This is a genomic window from Terribacillus aidingensis (assembly GCF_900215625.1).
Lineage (GTDB): Bacteria > Bacillota > Bacilli > Bacillales > Amphibacillaceae > Terribacillus > Terribacillus aidingensis.
In genome coordinates this window covers 844,877-865,610 of record NZ_OBEK01000001.1, presented here as the reverse complement: position 1 = coordinate 865,610, position 20,734 = coordinate 844,877, and the positions used below count along the sequence as shown (strand labels likewise).

Here is a 20,734-nt window from a genome sequence, read left to right as displayed (position 1 = left end):
CCCTCACTTTTGTTCCGTTTGGAATGTTTGCTGTATTGCCTGACGTGATTTTTCGAGTGCTTCAATGGTATGGTTATAATTTCTTCCGGCTACAGCCGTGTACATAATATCCATGACGTACATTTGCACAATGCGCGAGCTTGTAGCTGCACTGCGTATTTGAGCTTCTCTGGCAACAGTAAACAGCTTGATTTCTGCTAGCTCCTGAAGCCGGTTTTGCCCCACCTTCGTCATTGCAATTGTTGTGGCACCTGATTTCTTTGCCTGCTTCAGAACAGGAAGCAGCTGTTCCGTCTCCCCCGAATAACTAATCGCAAAAGCTACATCATCTGCTGTTAAATTTGCAGCGGAAGCCAGCTGCTGATGCGCATCACTATACGCCGTACACCATTTTCCAATCCTGCCAAATTTCTGTTCTCCATCTTCTGCGACTAAATAAGAAGCACCCACACCATAAAAATCAATTTTACGAGCATGAGCGATTGCTGATACCGCCGTTTCCATGCTTGCTGCATCATTAACCAGCAGCGTCTTTCTGATAGACTGCGTATGCTTCTCCGCAATCGCCTCCATTAAATGTGCCACCGTATCATTCGGCTTGATTTCATGGAATACTCCTTTGTTATCGCTTACATTTTGTAGATCTCCCACAATCTTCAGCTTCAGATTTCTGTATCCTGTCACACCAATCGATTTACACAGACGGATAACCGCCGCTTCACTTGACCCACTCCTATCTGCCAGCTCCTTCACCGTAAGCTGGACCACTTCAGCAGGATGTGCAAGTATGTAATTGGCTGCATGCTTTTCAGAAGGCTTAATTCTTTGCAAATTCTCTCGAAGCAGTGTTAAACCGCCCTTCATCAAAAATCACCTGCTTTCTTTTTAAAATTAAGATTCATAGTTAGAGTATATTATTAAAACTAAATTTCATGAAGGGGTTTGGGAAGATTGTTTACTGCGTTTTTTTCATTGGAGCTTGAGATGAAGGTTGAAGTGGATTATAAAATCATCTAAACTACAGAAATGCAAAAGTACGGGCCTTCATTTTAGAAATTATGAAGTCAATGTTAAGTAGGAACGGTACCCATTTACTCATCTTTTCTACGCTGCCTTTGAAACTTAGAGTGGGTAAAATACCTTGAGCAGATTAATAATCATTAGATACCATAGGAGAAGATACTATGCTACAAAATAAAAAAGCGTCCAAGAAAGCAATACGTTTTGCATTACTTTTATACAGTATTTTAATAGGATTAGCTAGTACTGTTTGCTTTATAATAGCTATTTACTTTGTAATCCCAAAAGATGATTTACCATACATTATAAACCCCTTAATCATAATGGCTGCGGTCATTTACGGTTCATGCGCTATTGCTCTACTAATAAGGGCTATATATTTTAGTAAAGTAAGGATAAATAATGAAGAAGAACAGTAATGAATGAATTCCAATTTGTGTAGTTAAACTTTAAAGGGGTGAAAAAGCCTGTGATGATTTATGGAAGACATCAAATCCAAACTAGCTCGGATTCACATAATTTTAATCTCCCCCCTCCTTCTTACATGCTGCAGTTCTAAAGTGAGCTGCGGAGATATAAAAGTGACTGCTTCTCCCGTTCCAGTTCTTCTTTAGGTACTCGGTAGGATGAAAAGACATTTCAAACAGAAAAAAACAGGAAACAATCCCTGCTTATAACACTATTTTCCATGTGGTAAAATTGGAATGCTGCTGATATTAGTAGATGGCGTTCAATAGTTTAATCGCATTGAAGTCTTTTGCAAAGGATGTTTTAATCCTACTATTTTATTAGGCAGCAAACAGAAGGAGATGCTAACTGTTAAGGAGCTACGATGCCCCTATAAAAACCACACCATGAAAATAATACGATTGAGTTTATGATCTACGCTCTTACTATAGGCATGTTAGGCACAGGTATGTTCGTAACAATTATCTTTTGAGTGGTACCAAAAGAAGACTTGCCTCTTGTCCTCCGCTATTAATCATGGCGTTAGTTCTCTATGGTACTTGTATAGGTGCTTATTCTTACGACGTAAAGTGTTCAGCAATGAAAGAAGCTGAAGTTAAATACAGTTAAGGAGTACGACTGCCTTGTATATAGAAAAAACTTTGTATAAGAAAGCTATCCGTTTTGGTTTATTGTTTTATAGCATCTTTGCCGGGGTAAGCGGAACCATTACTTTCGCTGCCTTTCTTCTTTGGGTAGTACCGAAAGAGGAAATACAAGATGCGTTACTGCCAATTGCTACTTTGGCTATTCCTTTATATGTTACGTGTATTATTTCACTGCTTATACGTGCCAAATTCTTTAGAAAAGAGGATATATAGGTTAGAGAAAAGAAGACTTCCGTTTATCTTTGCAGCCATACTAACTACCCTGCTTCTTACAGGTTGCAGTTTAATCTTATTCCTTTAGGATCAGTTGTAAAGTTAGAAGGAGCGGCGAAGCCTGTTGTCGTTCATGGGTATGAGCAGCAGAAATATGATTCCAAAGAAATTTATGATTATATCTCGGTACCCTTTCCAGAAGGCCATATCAGACCAGATTACAGCATCTTTTTTAATCGGGAGGATATTGAGGAAGTACTGCATGTTGGCTACTCCACCCCTGAGGATAAAAAACTTCGAGAAGAAGCTGATAGCCGGCTAAAAAAATAATTCTATGACTCTTTAGGAATTTACTGCAATAATAGTATTGTCAATAAAAGAAGGTGCTCATATGTTTCCGGAAAACTTAGGATTCCATACGGTAATACGTTTTGGTCTTTTTCTTTATATTATATTTGCTAGTATAGGCGGAACCATACCAGTTGCTACTATACTAATGTACGAACCGCCCAATGTTGGTTTTCTAAAAATGATTGCATTTGTTGCATTATTATTAGTACCTCTTTACAGTTCATGCCTCATTGCTTGGTGGATTAGAGCTAGATCTTTCAAGCGACCAGCCGCAACATCTGACAAAGATATTCACAATAAAAATAACGAATCTATCATACAGCTAAAATCCTTTGTTAAGAAGGCGCTGCGGATTATCCTTCTTGTTCATACCATCGTATTCAGTATCTTTGGCATCATAGTATTCCCTTTGTTTATTTTCTGGGTTATTCCAAATGGTCCTCTTGACACAGGATTAATGCCGTTATCAATCGCTGCTTTCCTGCACTTTGGTACTTGTGTTTTGGCTCTTTGGTATCGATCTATGGTGCCTAAATATTAATTCTTTTTCTTTAGCTACTTTCCGTCTGACCAAAATGATGATACCTACTAGCACGAAAACGGATACAGGTACTATATCTTTCAGAACCGCATTCTCTGACACTAGACTTGTAACCGCTGATATAGCTAGTAAAATTAATATAAGACTATAACTATATTTGGCTACTAACTTCAAAGTATCTCCTCCAAAAAATTACTTATTGATACGTAATGTTATCACGATTACAGCTTACCATATTCAATTTTAGAGATATCTGTTTGTCATCACAAAAAGAGCACTTGCCGGGGCAAGTGCTCTTTATCAACTCCACCACATCGTCGTAGCAGGCTCTGTAATCACTACATTCTTCAAATTATCAACAGCACGCTGGAATCCTTCTTCAATAGACATGAGGGAATCTTCGTGCTCGATGCTTACTACATAATCGTAATCGTAGGTGCGGAGTGCGCTGATCATGTTATTCCACTCTTCTATGCTGTGGCCGAGTCCGACGGTGCGGAAGTTCCATGCGCGTGTTTTGATGCTGCTGTAAGGCTGCATGTCGGTTAGACCGTACATGTTTACGTTGTCGGGATCAATGAATGTGTCTTTGGCATGAAAGTGATGGATGGCGCCGGCTTTGCTGAGAATTTTAATGGCGGCGGTTGGGTCAATGCCTTGCCACCACATGTGGCTTGGATCGAAATTGGCTCCGATTGCTTCACTTGTGAGTTCGCGCAGCTTGAGCATGGTGTATGGCGTGTGTACGAGAAATCCGCCATGCAATTCTAAGGCAATCTTTACTTGATGCTCTTCGGCAAAGGTGCCAAGTTCCTTCCAATAAGGAATTAACTTTTGTTCCCATTGCCAGTTTAAGATATCACCGTATTCAGTCGGCCACGCTGTTACTGGCCAGTTAGGCTTTGTGGCACTTTCCTCTGAACCCGCTACACCTGAAAAACAGTTTACAACAGGAACGGCCATTTTTGCGGCAAGTTTAATTGTTTTGCGCAAAAGCCAATCTGATTCATCCGCAAATGCTTTGTCCGGAGAAATTGGATTGCCATGACAGCTGAACGCGCCAATGGTTACGCCGTACTTCTCAAACGTATCCTGGTATTGCTTGAGCGCTTCCTCGCTCTCCAGCAGCTCATCAATCGGGCAATGTGCATTGCCGGGATATCCGCCAGTACCGATTTCCACAGTATCTAACCCAGCTTTTGTGACACGCTTCAGCATATCTTCTAATGACAGCTCTTGAAACAGAACGGTAAAGACGCCTAGCTTCATGCTTGTTCCCCCTTTTCAATTGCTTCGCCCGTCAGAGAAATAATCTTTTTCGTACTATTGGAGTCTAATGCAGCAAGGATAACCGCCAGTGCAGAGCGCCCTTTTTCTGCAGTAATCGGACAATTCGAATTGTTCTCCAGTACACAGCTGGCAAACGCGTCTACCACACCTGAATTTGTCTGTGTATCTGTGTCATTTGTCTGGATTGCACCGAGAGAATGGTAGCTTCTATCGCCGTTTTGATATTCGACTACCATGGAATAATCCGGGCTGTCCTCTAAGCGGATTATTCCTTTTTCGCCATAAATTATCGTAGAATTGTCTTCCTCTGCTACATACGACCAGCTTGCAGTGAGTGTGCCGATAATACCAGATTTTGTGCGCAGAACGGCGACCGCATTATCGTCTACGTCTGCATAAGGCTTTGCCAGTGTGTCAACAAACGCCGCTACCTCTTGGATGGGTTCATCCAGCAGAAATTCAATTAAGTGGGATTTATGCACACCCAAATCACCGAGTGCACCAATGTACGCTTTATCTTTTTCAAAGAACCAGCTGTTTTTTCCATCAATACTCCATTGCTCGGGACCGCCATGACCGAATGTTGTTCGGAAGCTGTAAATCTTGCCAAGCTCACCTGCTTGAATCAGCTCACGCGCTTTTTTATGAGACGGAACAAAGCTTTGATTATGTCCAATCAGCAATAGCTTTCCGCTTTCCTTTTGCGCTGCAATCATTTCATCAGCTTCCGCAAGTGTGGTTGCCATTGGTTTCTCACAAAGCACATGCTTTCCTGCCTGCAAAGCTGCAATGCTGATAGGGGCATGCAGATGGTTGGCTGCACAAACGATAACTGCATCAAGACGGGGATCTTCAATCAATTCTTCGTATTCGGTATATGCTGTCGCTTGATAAGTTTTGGCGATTTCTTCTGAACGGCTTGGCACAACATCACAAACAGCAGTGATTTCGGTATGCGGGTTTTGTTCCAATTCCGGCAAGTGGCGGTTGCGTGCGATACTTCCTAGTCCGACAACTCCAACACGTAATGTTTTCATAAGATAAACAGTACCTCCAAGTCTATTATTCTTTAACGGATCCGCTTGTCAGTCCAGCAACAATTCGGCGCTGGAACAGAAGGACGAGAACGACAATCGGGATGGTTACAATAACGGTAGCGGCCGTAATATCTCCCCAAGGAACACTAAATTGACTTTGATAGAAAGAGATACCGACCGGAATTGTACGCCAGCTATCCTCGGTATTAATCGTCAGCGCAAATAGATATTCATTCCAAGCTGCGATAAATACAAGAATAGCGGTTGTAAATACGCCTGGTGCAGCCAGCGGGAAGATAATTTTCCGGAAAGTCTGGAAAGGAGTTGCTCCGTCCAGTTTTGCCGATTCTTCCAGCGAAAGCGGAATTTTAATAAAGAATGTCGACAATATCCAAATCGCCAGCGGCAAACTGATTGTAATATACGGAATGACTAAGCCGAGATAGCTATTGCGCAAACCCGCATCTGTAACAAAGTTGAAGATTGGTGAAAGTACGGCGATTTGCGGAAACATAGACGCTGCCAGGACGAGTCCGAGGATCAATCCTTTAAACTTAATTGGCAGCCGGGTAACCGCGTAAGCTGTAAAAGATGCCACAATGATGGAGATAATCGTGGTGAGTGTTGCTACAACAAAGCTATTCAGCATGTACAGCAGCAGCGGGCGTGTTTCCAAAGCAGATGCATAGTTTTCGAATGTCATGTTACTTGAAAACCATTGGAAGGAGGAAAAGATCTCTCCTTGTGGTTTAATTGACGTCAGAAACACCCATATGAACGGAAACATGACTAAAAATACGAAGATAATCAAGAGAATGTAGAAGCCGATACCGGCACGTTTTGTCATTTTATTTTCCTCCTTTGTCTTATTGTTTTAACCTTCCGCTGAACAAATCAGAACCGATAAGCTTGATAAAGATCGTACTGAGCAAGGCAACACTCAAGAATACAATCACACTCAATGCGGAGCCGGCACCGAAATTCTGCTGTTCGAACAAAAGCTTATACGCGTAGACGCTGATGGATTCCGTTGAGTTCGCTGGTCCGCCCCCAGTAAGCACGTAGATCAAATCAAACACACGGAATGCGTCTAATGCGCGGAATAAGACAGCTACCAAAATTGCCGAACGAATCATTGGTAACGTAATGGAGAAAAATTGCTGGAACTTATTAGCTCCATCAACCGCCGCTGCTTCATACAGCGAACGCGGGATTGTCTGCAAGCCAGCCAGCAGCAAAAGTGCCATATACGGCGTTGTTTTCCAGATATCTGCAAACATGACCGAAAACATACCGCCTGCTCCAGTAGAAAGCAAGACGCCTGGATCATCAATAATACCAAGCTGCGCCATATAGTAGGCCATGATGCCGGATTGTCCGTCAAAAAGAAATGTCCACATCATTGCAGCAACCGCTGTCGGTATTGCCCAAGGCACTAATACAGCAGCCCGAACAAGTCCGCGTCCGATAAACACACGGTTGATCAGCAAGGCAACTAGCATACCGATAGCAAGCTCAACGCCAACTGTCACAACAGTGAACAACAGCGTGTTCAGCATTGCTGTCCATGTTCTGCCATTGCCAAGATACTCGGTATAATTTTTGACTCCGACAAAGTTTGGCTCCAAGACGGCATTTTTCGTATTAGACAGCTGGGACTCTAAATCTGTCAGCGGCTGAACGGCACCCTCAGGCGCATCTTCCCGCAACGCTTGAACGGCTGCGGTTTGCTCATCCAACGCTGCAGTAAAGCCATCTGTCCATGCTTCCGGAATTTCTGTCAGCCGGAGATCATCATCATTGACAGGCTGATAATTTTCCAGCATAGTGTTGACTTCTTCATAGCGATCCGCAAGTCCTTCATCTGTTTTTAACAAAGTTTCGTGCTGTTCATCTAATGCGGAAGTGATGTTGTCTAATGTACTTTCTGCGCCAGGCATTGTGTCTCTGACAGCTTCCATCGTGTCATAAACAAGATAGCGATTATCGGCATATGTTTCGAGATTGATACTTAAAGAAGTGATTCTTTCCGCTTTGGAAGGGTCATTGAGGCGGTAATCGAATAAGCTGTTCCACGCGGATAACAAGATAGGCCAGATAATGATAACTGCAATAAGAATAATAGACGGTGCGACCATTGCGTAACCAAGCTGCCGTTCATTCAGCTGGAACCGTCTCTTTTTCGGTTGCTTCATACGCTCAGCTCCTTTATTGATTTACGGATTCCAACGCAGCTTGCATTTTCGTCTCCATCCGTTTCACCGCTTCCTCTGCGGTAATCTCGCCGGCTAGAGCACGTGAAATTTCGATTTGCATGATATCAGATATTTCTGGGTAGATTGGTGTAATTGGGCGGGGGATCGCATTTTGCAAGGAGTTGTAAAAGTCCTCGCTCGCGAGTACTGCACTAACATCGGTAATCTCTTTATCATCGTATAAAGCTTCAATCGTCGGAGCCTTTCCGCCTTCAAGCGCGCTGATTTTCTGGCCTTTTTCTCCGCTCATCCATTTCACAAAAGTCCAAGACGCTTCTACTTCATCTGAGTAACGATTAATCATTCGCATCCAGCCCCCTAAAGCAGAAGCATTTCCGGCGGTGCCGGCAGGGATGGTCGCAATACCAACATTCCCGGCTACTTTTGATACGTTTTCATCATTCGCCGTATCATTCATGTAAGGCCAGTTCCTCGCGTATACGGCATTTCCTTCGTTGAAAGAGGACTCTGTGTCAATCTCTTTAAAGTTAAGTACATTGTTCGGAACAAAGTTACTATTTGCTATGTCGATCATCTTATTGAGGCCTTCAATCGCTTCTGGGCTATTGATTACCACATTCCCATTCGCATCAAGCACCTGCCCGCCATAGGAATAGATATACTCAATCGCATTGGTTACAATCCCTTCATACTGTGCTGCCTGCATTAAATATCCGAATTCTGCTCCTTCTTTCCCCATATTCTCCTGAGCAAGCTGCTCAAGCTCATCCCATGTTTTTGGTACTTGATCGGTTATGTCTGTTCGGTAATAAAGCAGCCCAGCATCCGCATAACCAGGCATCGCATATTGTCTGCCGTTATAACGGCCAGCTTCTACTGTAGCTGGGAAGTACGCGTCCATATTAATTTGATCCCTTTCAATCAGACGATCAAGCGGCAGCACATAATTTGCCTGACCGAATTCTGCGGACCAGACGATATCGGCATCAAATACATCTACTTCCGGACTTCTGCCGCTGAACATTGTCACATACTGGTTATGGGATTGCCCTGAATCGGATGGCATCTCTCGGACAACAACGTCAATGTCTGGATGCTCCTTTTCAAACTCTTTCACTAATATATCTGTGGCGCCAGTTGTATCTGTCCCCCTTGCATATGTAATCTGTACTTTGTCATCACTCGCGCCATCTCCGCTCGTAAAAGCAGAGCAGCCTGCCAGCCCCAGACCGGCCAGTAGGGCAACCATCAGAAAGCCTCGCTTCATCACAGCTCCTCCTCGCAATTTGGTAAACGCTTTCATAAGTCTTTACTCCAGTACCCTAAACCTAAAAACATTAAGCCTAAAAACCATTCATTTCTATTTATTAAACCAAATACAATTGCAATTACACCTGTGCTTACAAATTATATTCGTGTGCGGCTGGAATAGAACTTTCCCGACAGCACAGTTGATTCAGCTAACAACACAGACGTCTTTATACAAAAAAACGAACTAGGCTAAATCCTTTTACAGATTCATGCTAGTTCGTTTTTTACATCAATTCTATATGCTTAAGCAGTAACATCATACCCCTGGTCTTCAATAGCTTCTTTCATTGTATTAACTGTAACGTTTGCTTCGTCATAAGATACAACAACTGTACCAGCTTCCAGATTGACCTCTGCTGCTGATACGCCATCAAGTTTCTGCAAGGCTCCTTCAACGGATACTTTACAATGACCACAGGACATGCCTTGTACGTTTAGTGTCTGTTCCATGCTATTTCACCTCCTTTAAAGGTACGGATTTATAGTTTTGCCCGTTTTAATCGCAGGGCGTTTGCTACAACACTTACAGAACTCAGAGCCATTGCGGCACCGGCAATCCACGGCGCAAGTAATCCAATAGCCGCGACTGGAATTCCTGCTGTGTTGTAGCCAAAAGCCCAGAATAGATTTTGGCGGATATTACGGATAGTGCTATGGCTGATCTTTATCGCTTTTGGCAGGAGCAGCAGCTCGCCGCCAAGTATCGTGACGTCAGCAGCTTCGATTGCCACTTCAGTTCCTGTACCGATAGCAATCCCGATATCTGCTGTCACGAGTGCTGGTGCGTCGTTGACACCATCTCCAACCATGGCGACCTTTTTGCCTTGTAATTGAATTTCTTTTACTTTATCCGCTTTTTGTTCTGGCAGTACTTCTGCAATAACTTGGGTGATACCAACTTGGTTGGCAATGGCTTGCGCTGTTCTTTCATTATCTCCTGTCAGCATGATTACTTCCATGCCGAGCTCTTTTAATTGCTGGATCGCTTCTGGTGCCGATTCTTTGATTGTGTCTGCTACTGCCACGATACCGCGATAGTTTCCGTCAACAGCAAGTAACATAGCAGTTTTACCGCTCATTTCGTAGCTGGTTAATGCCTCTTCAGCGCCCTCCATGTCAATATGGCGGTCATGCATCAATTTACGGTTTCCAACAAGTATTGGCTTTCCGGCAATCGTCGCTTCGATACCGTGCCCGGGTATAGCTGAGAAGTCGTCTACATCTAAGAAAGGAAGATCGTTCTCTGCAGCATGTGCGACAATGGCTTCCGCCAATGGATGCTCAGAGCCTTTTTCTGCACTGGCTAATAACTGCAATGCTTCGGTATCACCAGTAAAATCTGTTACTTCCGGTTTTCCTTTTGTGATCGTCCCTGTTTTATCGAGCACGATTGCTTCTAATTGATGCGTTCTTTCTAAATGCTCTCCGCCTTTAAAAAGAATGCCGCTTTCTGCCGCTCGCCCTGTTCCCACCATGATGGACGTTGGCGTTGCAAGACCCAATGCACATGGACAAGCAATAACGAGCACAGCAATCGCTGCTACTAAAGCAGGTTCAAATTGACCCGGTTCGACAAAGGCAATCCAAATCACAAACGTCACAAGTGCAATGCCAATAACAATCGGCACAAAATAACCGGAAATTATATCAGCGAGCCGTTGAATTGGCGCTTTTGAGCCTTGCGCTTCTTCGACCACTTTAATGATTGATGCAAGCGCCGTATCTTTTCCGACTTTCGTTGCTTCCATTTCAATGGACCCATTTTTATTCATGGTAGAACCAATAAGGCCTGCTCCGGTATCTTTTTCAATCGGAATCGATTCTCCTGTCAGCATCGATTCATCTACAGACGTCCTGCCTTTCACAAGGATACCGTCCACCGGTATTTTTTCGCCTGGCTTTACAAGTAAATGATCGCCCGCTTTTACTTCATCTACAGGAATCATCATCTCTTTGCTATCTCTTATCACACGTGCTTCTTTTGCTTGCAGATGCAGCAATTTGGATAAAGCATTTGTTGTTTGGCTTTTCGCTCTAGCCTCTAAGTACTTTCCAAATAAAATCAACGTAATTAAAATAGCGCTTGTTTCAAAATATAAATGCGGCATATAGCCAGGGTTTCCAATGGTTTTCCCTGCTTCATACAAACTGTAGAAATAAGCAGCGCTTGTGCCGAGTGCAACGAGCACATCCATGTTAGCTCCGCCATTTTTCAGGTTTTTATAAGCTCCCACATAAAATTGCCAGCCGATAATAAACTGAACAGGCGTTGCTAAGGCAAACTGAAACCACGGGTTCATCAATATACTAGGCAAGCTGATACCAAACAAATGAACCAGCATCGTAAGTAATAACGGCGCAGATAAAACGGCTGAAATGATTAATTTTGTTTTCTTCCGTTTTAATTCTTTTTCTTTCTGCGACCGGCTTTCTTCCGCTTCTGCTTTTGGCTTGGCATCATAACCAAGGTTGCGGATTTTCTCAATCAAAGTCTGCTGTTCAATTAAGCCTGTAGTGTATTCGATAACGGCACTTTCTGTCGTTAAGTTAACGGATGCATTCTTTACGCCATCTAGCTTGTTCAGCACTTTTTCAATCCGACTGGAGCAGGCAGCACAAGTCATGCCAGTGATATCGAACTCAGCTTTTTCGGTTTGAACGCCATAGCCGATTGCTTCGATTTTCTTGGTTAAGTCCTCTATCGATGCTTTGTTCGTATCATAATCAACGGTGGCTTTTTCTGTCGTTAAATTAACTTGGGCATCTACGCCGTCCATCTTATTAAGCACTTTTTCCACTCGATTCGAACATGCAGCACATGTCATGCCTGTAATAGCAAGCGTTGTATGATTAGTCTCGCTCACGATACTCCCTCCTTACTTGGAAAATTGCTTCATCACACTCATCAATTCTTCAATCGCTTCTTTGCCTTCACCTTTGGTAATTGCGTCACTAACACAATGATTCATATGGCGCTCTGTAATTGAGAAGCCTACATTCTTCAATGCAGACTGAATCGCACTAATCTGCACTAAAATATCCATACAATAACGGTCTTCTTCCACCATCTTCTGAATTCCGCGCACTTGTCCTTCTATTCGTTTTAAACGATTCATCACGTTTTGCTTTTCATCTTTTGTTCTAGGTGTACTAGGGTGATCATGCAGAAACTTATCCACAGCCATTCCTCCAATTCCTTTATGATTTCAATATACCCTATAGGGGTATATCCGTCAATAAATTACGCTTTTATATACTGTTGCAATACTAGTTATACATTCTATGTAAAATATTTATTTAAAACTTTCTCAGCATAAGCGATTCAATACATAAAAAATAGACTGCCGCCTGGCAGCCTTAGGTGAGTATTTGTTGGTTGGTTGATGAATTCCACTGCATACATTCAACATATAAGGCATATGCAAATTGAAATATGACGGAAATAAAACTCTTCCTTTCAAATAAAACAAAATTGTTACACGTTATTCATTTGATAAAATATATGGTATTGCTGGTTGTCTAACTAATTATTTCATAAGATTACAGCAGTCATTAATTTAATTAAATTCTAGAATTTAATCCAATTTTTTTATAACAATTGAAGAGTTTACATTAATTTGAGTGCCTCCTGCTAAAGTCTGTAAGGTTACTGCAGAAGCAGAACTATGATTGTGTAAGGTAAGAGTATCGCCGGCTGCCATGGCGATTATTGCCTGACCATTGTTTTGCTGAGTTCCGGCACCTGATCCATAAATTGTCCCCGGAACCGGCGCACCATTTAGAAAAAGAGCAAATTGGTTAGGTTCTACACCTGACACTGAGAAAGTAACTTCGTAATCTCCCGGAACAGTTACCGCAATCTCAGCAGCGCCGGGTGCATGAATAATTCCGGGCGTTGTAACTCCAGTTGAATCAAAAATAACAGGAGCCTCTATAGCAACCGTTTGAGGACTTAAGTTGTAAATATAACCATATTGGGTTAATCCAACAATTGGTCCTGTTGCTCCTGTTGCTCCTGCTGGCCCCGCTGCTCCTGTTGCTCCTGCTGGTCCTGCTGGTCCTGCTGGCCCCGCTGGTCCTGCTGGTCCTGCTGGCCCCGCTGCTCCTGCTGGTCCTGTTGCTCCTGCTGGTCCTGCTGGTCCTGCTGGCCCCGCTGCTCCTGTTGCTCCTGCTGGTCCTGCTGGTCCTGCTGGTCCTGCTGGTCCTGCTGGCCCCGCTGCTCCTGTTGCTCCTGCTGGTCCTGCTGGTCCTGCTGGCCCCGCTGCTCCCGTTGCTCCTGCTGGTCCTGCTGGTCCTGCTGGCCCCGCTGCTCCCGTTGCTCCTGCTGGTCCTGCTGGTCCTTCTGGCCCCGCTGGTCCTGTTGCTCCTGCTGGTCCTGCTGGCCCCGCTGCTCCCGTTGCTCCTGCTGGTCCTGCTGGCCCCGCTGGTCCTGCTGGTCCTGTTGCTCCCGCTGGTCCTGCTGGTCCTGCTGGCCCCGCTGCTCCTGCTGGTCCTGTTGCTCCCGGTGGTCCTACTGGCCCCGCTTCTCCTGTTGATCCTGTTGCTCCCGGTGGGCCCGCTGTCCCTGTTGCTCCGGTAGGTCCTTGTATCCCTTGAACCCCTTGTGGTCCAAAAAATCCCCTTGGTCCTCTTAGTTCTTCTTTATTAATTTCACATGTAATATGCTTTCCGCATTCGCATTCACATTCAAATTGTACTTTATCTCTTCTTCTCCTTCTGCACCTTGGACAATTACATTGCTCCTCTTTCATTTTTTTCCCCTTTTCATTGGTTATAAAATATTATATGGGTGCAAAAACTTTAGTGTTATATAAATGGGCGACCAGTGTAATCCAACTGTTACTCTATGCTGACAATAAATTAATAAAAATTTTAACCTCCTTGATTAAACCAAATCAAAATTCACACATAAAGCTGCAGTCGATTTTCTTTAAACATAAAAAAACTAACCCTAATCGCACTTTATGAACTAGGATAAGCAGAAGTGTAGCTTTGGCTTATGAAATTGTTTCAAATCACTTCACTTCGAGTATTCTTCGAAATAAAAAAGATGGCAGAGAAACAAGGTTTCTCTGCCATCTAAAGCGAACATTCTAGTTTGTAAGCGATTACGTTGTATGCAACAGCAATTCCAGTAAATCATAACTTGGCTGCTTGTCGGTTTTTTCGTCCAGCATCGTTTTCAAATCTTTTTGAATGAGCTGGTTGGATTTAATACCGATGGCGTAGCCAGATTCACCTTCCATCAACATTTGCACAGCTTTGACGCCCATTTTATTGGCAAGGATTCGGTCAAATGCAGATGGTTCGCCGCCGCGCTGGATAAATCCTAAAACGGTTGTTCGCACTTCTATATTCATGTGTTCTTCGATATGCTGCTGCAGTTCATCCAAATCGTACATCCGCTCCGTCACGACAATGATATTATCATTCCGGCCCTTGGATATTTTATCCTGCAGCTTCTCACAAATTTGTTCTGGGCTTAATTTGTATTCTGGTGTAGAAATGATATCCCCTTCACCAGCGATTGCAGTAAATAACGCCAAATCGCCGCAATGTCTTCCCATTACTTCGACAATAGTCGTTTTGTTATGGGATAAGCCTGTATCTTTGATTCTGCCAATCGAGCTTAATACAGTGTTGAGTGTTGTATCAAAGCCGATGGAGTAATCGGTGTAATCCAAGTCGTTATCGATTGTTCCTGGAATTCCAACAACTCTAACACCTAATTCGTGCAGTTTTTGTGCACCTTGAAGTGATCCTTCACCGCCGATAACAATAACATCTGCAATCCCGTAATTTCGCAGCACGTCTACTGCCTGTTTTCTTCCGGGTTCATCCATGAAAGCCAGAGAGCGGGATGTCTTCAGAATCGTGCCGCCTTTGTTAGCAATTGTCTCAACATCCGGTGTGCGCAAGATGGATAACTTATCCTCAATCAACCCTTGGTACCCGCCTTCTACACCGTAAACTTCAATATTGTGGTAGTTTGCACTTTTCACGATGGCGCGTATGGCCGCGTTCATTCCTGGTGAATCTCCTCCGCTAGTAATGACAGCTATCTTATGTATCATTTTCTTCACCTCTCCACTATATGTCTTACACTTATTATACAACAATACAAGTAAAAAGAAGTATAAAAGACAGGCAATATGCCTGCCTTTTGTTTAAACAGAAATAACCAGTTTCCCGATCATGCTGCCAGCTTCCAGCCGCTTATGTGCTTCTTGGAGGTTTTTCGCTGTAAGGCCTTTCAGTTCTTCCGCCTTTGTGGTGCGCAGACGCCCTTCCTCGAGTAGCTCTGCCACCTTGGTTAATATCTCGCCTTGCTTATATTTGCTGTCTGTCTGATGCAGTGTACGAGTAAACATGTACTCCCAAACAAGCGTCAAGCTCTTCGAAGTTAAATCTGTCAGCTTGATTCCTTCCACCGGTCCTGTAATCGCCGCAATGATACCTTCGGGTCTAATGACCTCGATAATATCATCCCACGCCTTGTCCAGCTGGTGCATACAAAAAACATAATCAACCGTATCATTATCAAAATCTAGTGCTTCCAGCTGCGGATGAAGCGGTTTATGGTGATTAATCGTCCGTTCTGTTCCGTGCTGATTGGCCCATTTTTCTGTTTCTTCCCTTGAAGCAGTGCCTATAACAGTCAATCCATGCAGTTTCGCAAGCTGTGATGCAATAGAGCCAACGCCGCCAGCTGCATTAATCAGCAAAATTGTTTTCCCTTTGTTCGCTTCGATATCGAGTGGAATATGCATTTTCTCAAACATTGCTTCCCATGCTGTAAGTGCTGTTAACGGAAGTGCAGCAGCATCTGAGAAGCTAAGATTGGATGGTTTCTTCGCAATTACTTGGTGATCGACGAGCTGGTATTCGCTATTCGATCCTTGACGCGCAACAGATCCAGCATAAAAAACCTCATCACCAGGCTCGAATCCTTGTACATCCTCGCCTACTTCTTCAATAACACCAGCAGCATCGAAGCCAAGAATGCGGAAGTTGCCATCATCTTCTTTCATTTTTCGCTGCTTCGTATCAACTGGGTTCACACTCACAGCTTTTACTTGTACTAAAACGTCTCCGCCTTTTGCAACAGGCTTGTCCAACTGCTCTTCAATGAAGCAATTTTCCTCATCAACAGATGTGTTCTTATAAATACCAATAGCTTTCATCTTTTCTCCTCCTTTTTTCTCTCTGTTTATGTAAAAGCCGTCATCTCATCAGACGGCTTTGTACGCTCATTTCTTTGCTAAGCGCAAAATCGGCTCCAGAGCTTCTGTATTTCCGTAATTAGGGACTACAGCTGATGGTGCCGCTGCCCATTCCACTGCATTACAGATAACGGTTTGCACATTTTTATCATAGTAAGTCGGGTACGTTTCATGCCCAGGCCGGAAGTAGAATATCTTCCCTTTTCCTCGATTATACGTACAGCCGCTGCGGAATACTTCGCCGCCTTCAAACCAGCTGATAAATAAAGTGTGATCTGGTTCCGGTATATCAAAATGCTCGCCGTACATCTCTTCTTGCGGAAGCTCAAAATACTCTTCCAGACCTCGTGTTATCGGATGACTTGGCTGCACCACCCAAATTCGTTCTTTCTCTCCGTCCTCGCGCCATTTTAAATCACAAGTTGTTCCCATCAAGTTCCTGAATATCTTACTGAAATGAGCAGAATGCAATACGATTAATCCCATACCTGCCAAAACACGCTTTTTCACACGCTCGACCGCATGATCATTCACTTCTGCATGGGCTTTGTGCGCCCACCAAATCAGCACATCGGTTTGCTGCAGCGTTTCTTGATCCAATCCTTGCTCGGGATCATCAAGTGTACGAGTTTGTACAGCATATCCTGCTTGCTCTAAAAATTCAGCAATTGCTCCATGAATTCCTCGGGGGTAGATGCTTCTTACCGTGTCGTTTTCCTTCTCATGACGAAATTCGTTCCATATGGTAACGCGCATAAGATGCTCCTTCTTCCTTTTTTTAATCCTATTCCCCTTGCTAAGTAGCTACCCTGTTCTCTACTAGATTATGCAGTGAATCTCATTTTACTAATTACATTAGCCCTTTTCCCGCTAACTCCTGCCTAGAGAAAAAAATCCTGCTAAGATTTCAGCAGGATCTAACTAATTAAAACGGCACCATATACGAGCGCCCCCAAAATCACAAAAGCCGGATGCACTTTCCATCTTTCCATAAGGAAGTAGCTTGCCACCGCAAGGATAATGGTATGTATCCAACCCGCACTTTCATAAGACGTGTGGAAAAAGCTGATTGCCATACCAGCGAGCAATACTGCAATTGTTGGTCGAATATAAGCCGTCATTCTTTTTACCCGAGGAGAGTCCTTGAACTTCGCTAACAAACTTAGCAGTCCAATCATTAAAATAAGCGACGGAGCGACAGTAGCAAACAAACCAATCGCTGCACCCAGAACGCCTGCCTGCTGGTAGCCAATTACACCAGCGAGCTTCGTGGCTATTGGTCCCGGAAGCGCATTTGCCAGGGCGAGCGTCTGGCTGTAATCTGCTGTTGACATCCAGCCGTATCTGTCTACCACTTCATTTTCGATGAGCGGAATCGTAGCCGGACCGCCGCCATATCCGATAATCCCCGGAATAAAGAAAGCCAGGAAAACCTGCCAATAAATCATGCGTCTTCCTCCTTCTGTTTCTCCGGTTTCAGCAATGCAAACAGAAGAAGCGCAAGAATAAGCAAGGCTGGATGAATATGCAGCAGTTCAATCAACACAACAGATGCCAGCAATAACGCGACAATTTGCCAGCTTTTGAGTCCATTGCGTGATTTTTTAAGAAAATCAATTGTCATGACTGCGAGCATTACACCAACAACCGGAATAACGGCAGTTGTCATCCCGCGGATCCACGGCTGATCGCTCAACGCCTCCACAAAAGAAAATAGGATAATTAACAGCACAACAGTTGGAATAACGGTAGCGACAAGTGCACAAATCATGCCAAACCAGCCGCCGACTTTGTAGCCAATATAGCCGGCCAGCTTTGTTGCAATCGGACCTGGCAAGCTGTTTCCGAGTGCCAGCGTATTGCCGAATTCTTCATCATCCATCCATTTATACTGTTTGACGACTTCCTTTTCTACAAGGGGAATCGACGCTGGTCCCCCTCCGTATCCAAAAATGCCGACACGGAAAAATGCTAAAAATAAGTTCCAGTAAATCATGTTTTTCAACCTTTCTAATACGAAGCAATACTGCCGTCTGCTCTTGCTTCGGTTCCTCCATATAACGTGCCGGTTTCAGGATCGCGCCAAATGATTTGGCCGCGGCCGAATGCAGAACGGTCTGCTTTGACCTCAATGTGATGCCCTTTCCGCAGGAGCGCTTCGGCGATATGTTTCGGAAAGTCGGCTTCCACATGAAACGTTTTGCCTTGGATCCACTGCCAGCGCGGTGCATCAAGAGCAGTTTGCGGATTAAGATTAAAATCCAGCATATTCATCACTACCTGGGCATGTCCTTGCGGCTGCATAAAGCCGCCCATTACCCCGAAAGGACCAATCGCTTGCTTGTCTTTGGTCAAAAAGCCGGGAATAATTGTATGGAACGTCTTCTTACCGCCTTGCAGACTGTTCGGATGAGCTGGATCCAGACTGAAATTATGTCCGCGATTTTGCAGCGCAATACCTGTTCCCGGCACCACAAGGCCCGAACCAAAGCCATGGTAATTACTTTGAATAAAGGAAACCATATTTCCTTCATGATCAGCGGCAGCCAAATAAACCGTTCCGCCTTGCTTCGGCTCTCCTGCTTCCGGCTCGCTTGCCAACTCCCCGATTTGCGCTCGTCTTTGTGCAGCATACGTATCAGACAGCAGCTCCTCCACGGTAACCGGCATATGCTTTTCTTCTGTTAAATAAGCATGACCGTCAGCAAATGCCAGCTTCATCGCTTCCATTTGTTTATGATATGTATCAATTGATTCTTTTTCGTGGAAGGTAAAACCTTTTAAGATATTCAGCGCGGACAGCGCAACAAGGCCTTGTCCGTTCGGCGGGATCTCCCATACATCATACCCTCGATAATTCACCGAAATCGGTTCTACCCATTCTGGTTCATAAGCAGCCAAATCATCTGCTGTTAGGAATCCGCCATTATCCGCAGAAAATTCCGCCAATTTAGCAGCTAGTTCACCGCTGTAAAATTCTTTCGCATCTGTGCGAGCAATTTGGCGCAATGTTTCTGCATGGTCAGGTGACTTCCATACATCGCCGATTCCTGGATAATCGCCATTAGGAGCGAACGTGTCAAACCAAGCATTATACATGGTATCGGTACAAGCGGCCCTGAACTTCTTGCAGGCACGCTCCCATAGCTTGGCAACTGTTGGTGTTACCGCAAACCCATTTTCTGCATAGTAGATAGCCGGCTGCAATACGTCCACTAAGGAAAGTTTGCCGAAACGCTTGCTAAGAGCAGCCCAGCCGCCTGGTGCTCCTGGAACAGTGACTGGGATAAAGCCGTGCAGCGGCATTTCTTCATGTCCCTGCTGCTTTACTTTTTCAATGCTAATAGATGCGGGTGCAGGTCCGCTGGCATTTAATCCATACAGCTTATCCTTTATCCAAACAAGCGCGAATGCATCGCCGCCAATTCCATTGGAAGTTGGCTCAACAACGGTTAGCATAGCAGCCGCTGCAATCGCTGCATCAACAGCATTGCCGCCTTTTTTCAGCATATCCAGCCCCGCCTGCGCAGCAAGCGGCTGCGAGGTGGCAACCATCCCTTGCCGGGCAATTGTTGTCGTACGCTGTGAGTGATACGGGTAATACAAATGATCTGTCTTCATTCTGTTTCCCCCTTATGTAGGAAGCCCGGAAAACCGGGCTTATGACCATCCTAGCAAATGGTGGATTGCTTTTGCTACCCCATCTGCTTCGTTTGTATCTGTCTGATAGTTTGCTACTTCTTTCACTGCATCCTGTGCATTACCCATCGCTACACCGCAGCCAACGGCTTGGATCATCTTAATATCATTTAGACTATCACCCATGGCAATGACTTGGTCCATGGGAATACCAATTCGGTCACATAGCTTTTGTACTGCTTCTGCTTTGTTGATACCGACAGCATTGACTTCAATATTTGTTGGACTAGAGTTCGAAAGCTCTAACTCATCTTTATCGGAAAGCGCCTTAATGATAGCATCGCGCTTGTGATCATCTGGTGTGTCAAAACCAAATTTGAGCCAATCGTATTCCTCCATATCAGCCGGAAAATTCCCTCGGAATACATGCTCTGTACTCACTGCCCAATAATGTGTCTCATATTTGTCTGCCAGCCGTTTCATCTTTTTGATTAAGTCATCCTCAATCAAAACACGCTCCAGCAATTCCCCGCCTGCGGTCCAAATTTCACTGCCGTTCACTGTTACAAGATATGACTGTAAACCAAGGTCGTCCGCATATGGCTTACACGTTCGGATACCGCGGCCTGTGCTAAGTACGACATGTATACCTTCTTCCTGTGCTCGCTGAATCGCTTGTTTAGTTGCTTCCGATACTTTATCCTGCGGGGTAAGCATGGTGCCGTCCATATCGAGTGCAATCATTTTATATTGGTTCTGATTCTCTGACATCATATCC

21 protein-coding genes are annotated in these 20,734 nt (G+C 44.3%); 4 read left to right on the top strand and 17 right to left on the bottom strand.

The features are described 5' to 3' along the window. Nucleotides 1–3: 3 nt before the first annotated feature. The gene (locus tag CRO17_RS04095; protein WP_245864589.1) at nt 4–864 is read right to left on the bottom strand and encodes a MurR/RpiR family transcriptional regulator; all 861 of its coding nucleotides are present in this window, start codon (nt 862–864) and stop codon (nt 4–6) included. A 320-nt stretch (nt 865–1,184) separates the two neighbouring features. Here CRO17_RS04095 and CRO17_RS04090 point away from each other — a divergent pair, with 320 nt between their 5' ends. The 4 genes from CRO17_RS04090 (at nt 1,185) to CRO17_RS04075 (ending at nt 3,240) form a co-directional block, all read left to right on the top strand. Further along, nucleotides 1,185–1,439 carry a hypothetical protein gene (locus CRO17_RS04090; protein ID WP_097039502.1) on the top strand — a complete coding sequence of 85 codons (255 nt, stop codon included), beginning with the start codon at nt 1,185–1,187 and terminating at the stop codon, nt 1,437–1,439. Nucleotides 1,440–2,111: 672 nt separating this feature from the next. Then, nucleotides 2,112–2,348, top strand: coding sequence for a hypothetical protein (locus CRO17_RS04085; protein WP_097039500.1), 237 nt, complete (start codon nt 2,112–2,114; stop codon nt 2,346–2,348). A gap of 63 nt (nt 2,349–2,411) precedes the next feature. Continuing rightward, on the top strand, nt 2,412–2,678 hold the full coding sequence (locus tag CRO17_RS18000) for a DUF4176 domain-containing protein (protein WP_097039498.1): 267 nt from the start codon (nt 2,412–2,414) through the stop codon (nt 2,676–2,678). A gap of 61 nt (nt 2,679–2,739) precedes the next feature. After that, nucleotides 2,740–3,240 carry a hypothetical protein gene (locus tag CRO17_RS04075; protein WP_097039496.1) on the top strand — a complete coding sequence of 167 codons (501 nt, stop codon included), beginning with the start codon at nt 2,740–2,742 and terminating at the stop codon, nt 3,238–3,240. Nucleotides 3,241–3,540: 300 nt separating this feature from the next. Here CRO17_RS04075 and CRO17_RS04070 read toward each other — a convergent pair whose 3' ends face one another. From CRO17_RS04070 to CRO17_RS03995, 16 genes are all read right to left on the bottom strand, one after another. Further along, on the bottom strand, nt 3,541–4,509 hold the full coding sequence (locus CRO17_RS04070; RefSeq protein WP_097039494.1) for a sugar phosphate isomerase/epimerase family protein: 969 nt from the start codon (nt 4,507–4,509) through the stop codon (nt 3,541–3,543). Beyond that, a complete protein-coding gene (locus CRO17_RS04065) occupies nt 4,506–5,567 on the bottom strand; it encodes a Gfo/Idh/MocA family protein (RefSeq protein WP_097039492.1) in 1,062 nt (353 codons plus the stop codon). The genes CRO17_RS04070 and CRO17_RS04065 overlap by 4 nt, the downstream gene beginning before the upstream one ends. Nucleotides 5,568–5,592: 25 nt before the next feature. After that, complete coding sequence (locus tag CRO17_RS04060; protein WP_097039491.1) at nt 5,593–6,414, bottom strand: carbohydrate ABC transporter permease; 822 nt, start codon at nt 6,412–6,414, stop codon at nt 5,593–5,595. A gap of 19 nt (nt 6,415–6,433) precedes the next feature. Next, the gene (locus CRO17_RS04055; RefSeq protein WP_097039489.1) at nt 6,434–7,762 is read right to left on the bottom strand and encodes a carbohydrate ABC transporter permease; all 1,329 of its coding nucleotides are present in this window, start codon (nt 7,760–7,762) and stop codon (nt 6,434–6,436) included. A gap of 13 nt (nt 7,763–7,775) precedes the next feature. Continuing rightward, the gene (locus tag CRO17_RS04050) at nt 7,776–9,050 is read right to left on the bottom strand and encodes an ABC transporter substrate-binding protein (RefSeq protein WP_097039487.1); all 1,275 of its coding nucleotides are present in this window, start codon (nt 9,048–9,050) and stop codon (nt 7,776–7,778) included. Nucleotides 9,051–9,337: 287 nt separating this feature from the next. After that, on the bottom strand, nt 9,338–9,544 hold the full coding sequence (gene copZ / locus CRO17_RS04045; RefSeq protein ID WP_097039485.1) for a copper chaperone CopZ: 207 nt from the start codon (nt 9,542–9,544) through the stop codon (nt 9,338–9,340). Between the two features lie 29 nt (nt 9,545–9,573). Further along, entirely contained in the window at nt 9,574–11,958 is a 2,385-nt protein-coding gene (locus CRO17_RS04040) for a heavy metal translocating P-type ATPase (protein ID WP_097039484.1), read from the bottom strand. A gap of 12 nt (nt 11,959–11,970) precedes the next feature. Beyond that, nucleotides 11,971–12,279 (bottom strand): metal-sensing transcriptional repressor, encoded by a 309-nt coding sequence (locus tag CRO17_RS04035; RefSeq protein ID WP_179636830.1) that lies wholly within the window; start codon nt 12,277–12,279, stop codon nt 11,971–11,973. Between the two features lie 390 nt (nt 12,280–12,669). After that, the gene (locus CRO17_RS04030) at nt 12,670–13,845 is read right to left on the bottom strand and encodes a collagen-like protein (protein WP_097039482.1); all 1,176 of its coding nucleotides are present in this window, start codon (nt 13,843–13,845) and stop codon (nt 12,670–12,672) included. A 357-nt stretch (nt 13,846–14,202) separates the two neighbouring features. After that, nucleotides 14,203–15,168 (bottom strand): 6-phosphofructokinase, encoded by a 966-nt coding sequence (pfkA, locus tag CRO17_RS04025; protein WP_097039481.1) that lies wholly within the window; start codon nt 15,166–15,168, stop codon nt 14,203–14,205. Between the two features lie 93 nt (nt 15,169–15,261). Next, nucleotides 15,262–16,278, bottom strand: coding sequence for a zinc-binding alcohol dehydrogenase family protein (locus tag CRO17_RS04020; RefSeq protein WP_097039479.1), 1,017 nt, complete (start codon nt 16,276–16,278; stop codon nt 15,262–15,264). A gap of 66 nt (nt 16,279–16,344) precedes the next feature. Next, nucleotides 16,345–17,073 carry a ThuA domain-containing protein gene (locus CRO17_RS04015; protein WP_097039477.1) on the bottom strand — a complete coding sequence of 243 codons (729 nt, stop codon included), beginning with the start codon at nt 17,071–17,073 and terminating at the stop codon, nt 16,345–16,347. A 161-nt stretch (nt 17,074–17,234) separates the two neighbouring features. Beyond that, a complete protein-coding gene (locus tag CRO17_RS04010) occupies nt 17,235–17,765 on the bottom strand; it encodes a chromate transporter (protein ID WP_097039475.1) in 531 nt (176 codons plus the stop codon). Next, nucleotides 17,762–18,313: a chromate transporter gene (locus tag CRO17_RS04005; protein ID WP_097039473.1), complete on the bottom strand. Its 552-nt coding sequence runs from the start codon at nt 18,311–18,313 to the stop codon at nt 17,762–17,764. Before CRO17_RS04005 ends, CRO17_RS04010 begins: the two co-directional genes overlap by 4 nt. Nucleotides 18,314–18,327: 14 nt before the next feature. Further along, complete coding sequence (locus CRO17_RS04000; protein WP_097039470.1) at nt 18,328–19,938, bottom strand: gamma-glutamyltransferase family protein; 1,611 nt, start codon at nt 19,936–19,938, stop codon at nt 18,328–18,330. 39 nt (nt 19,939–19,977) lie between these two features. Beyond that, complete coding sequence (locus CRO17_RS03995) at nt 19,978–20,730, bottom strand: Cof-type HAD-IIB family hydrolase (protein ID WP_179636821.1); 753 nt, start codon at nt 20,728–20,730, stop codon at nt 19,978–19,980. Between the last annotated feature and the right edge of the window lie 4 nt (nt 20,731–20,734).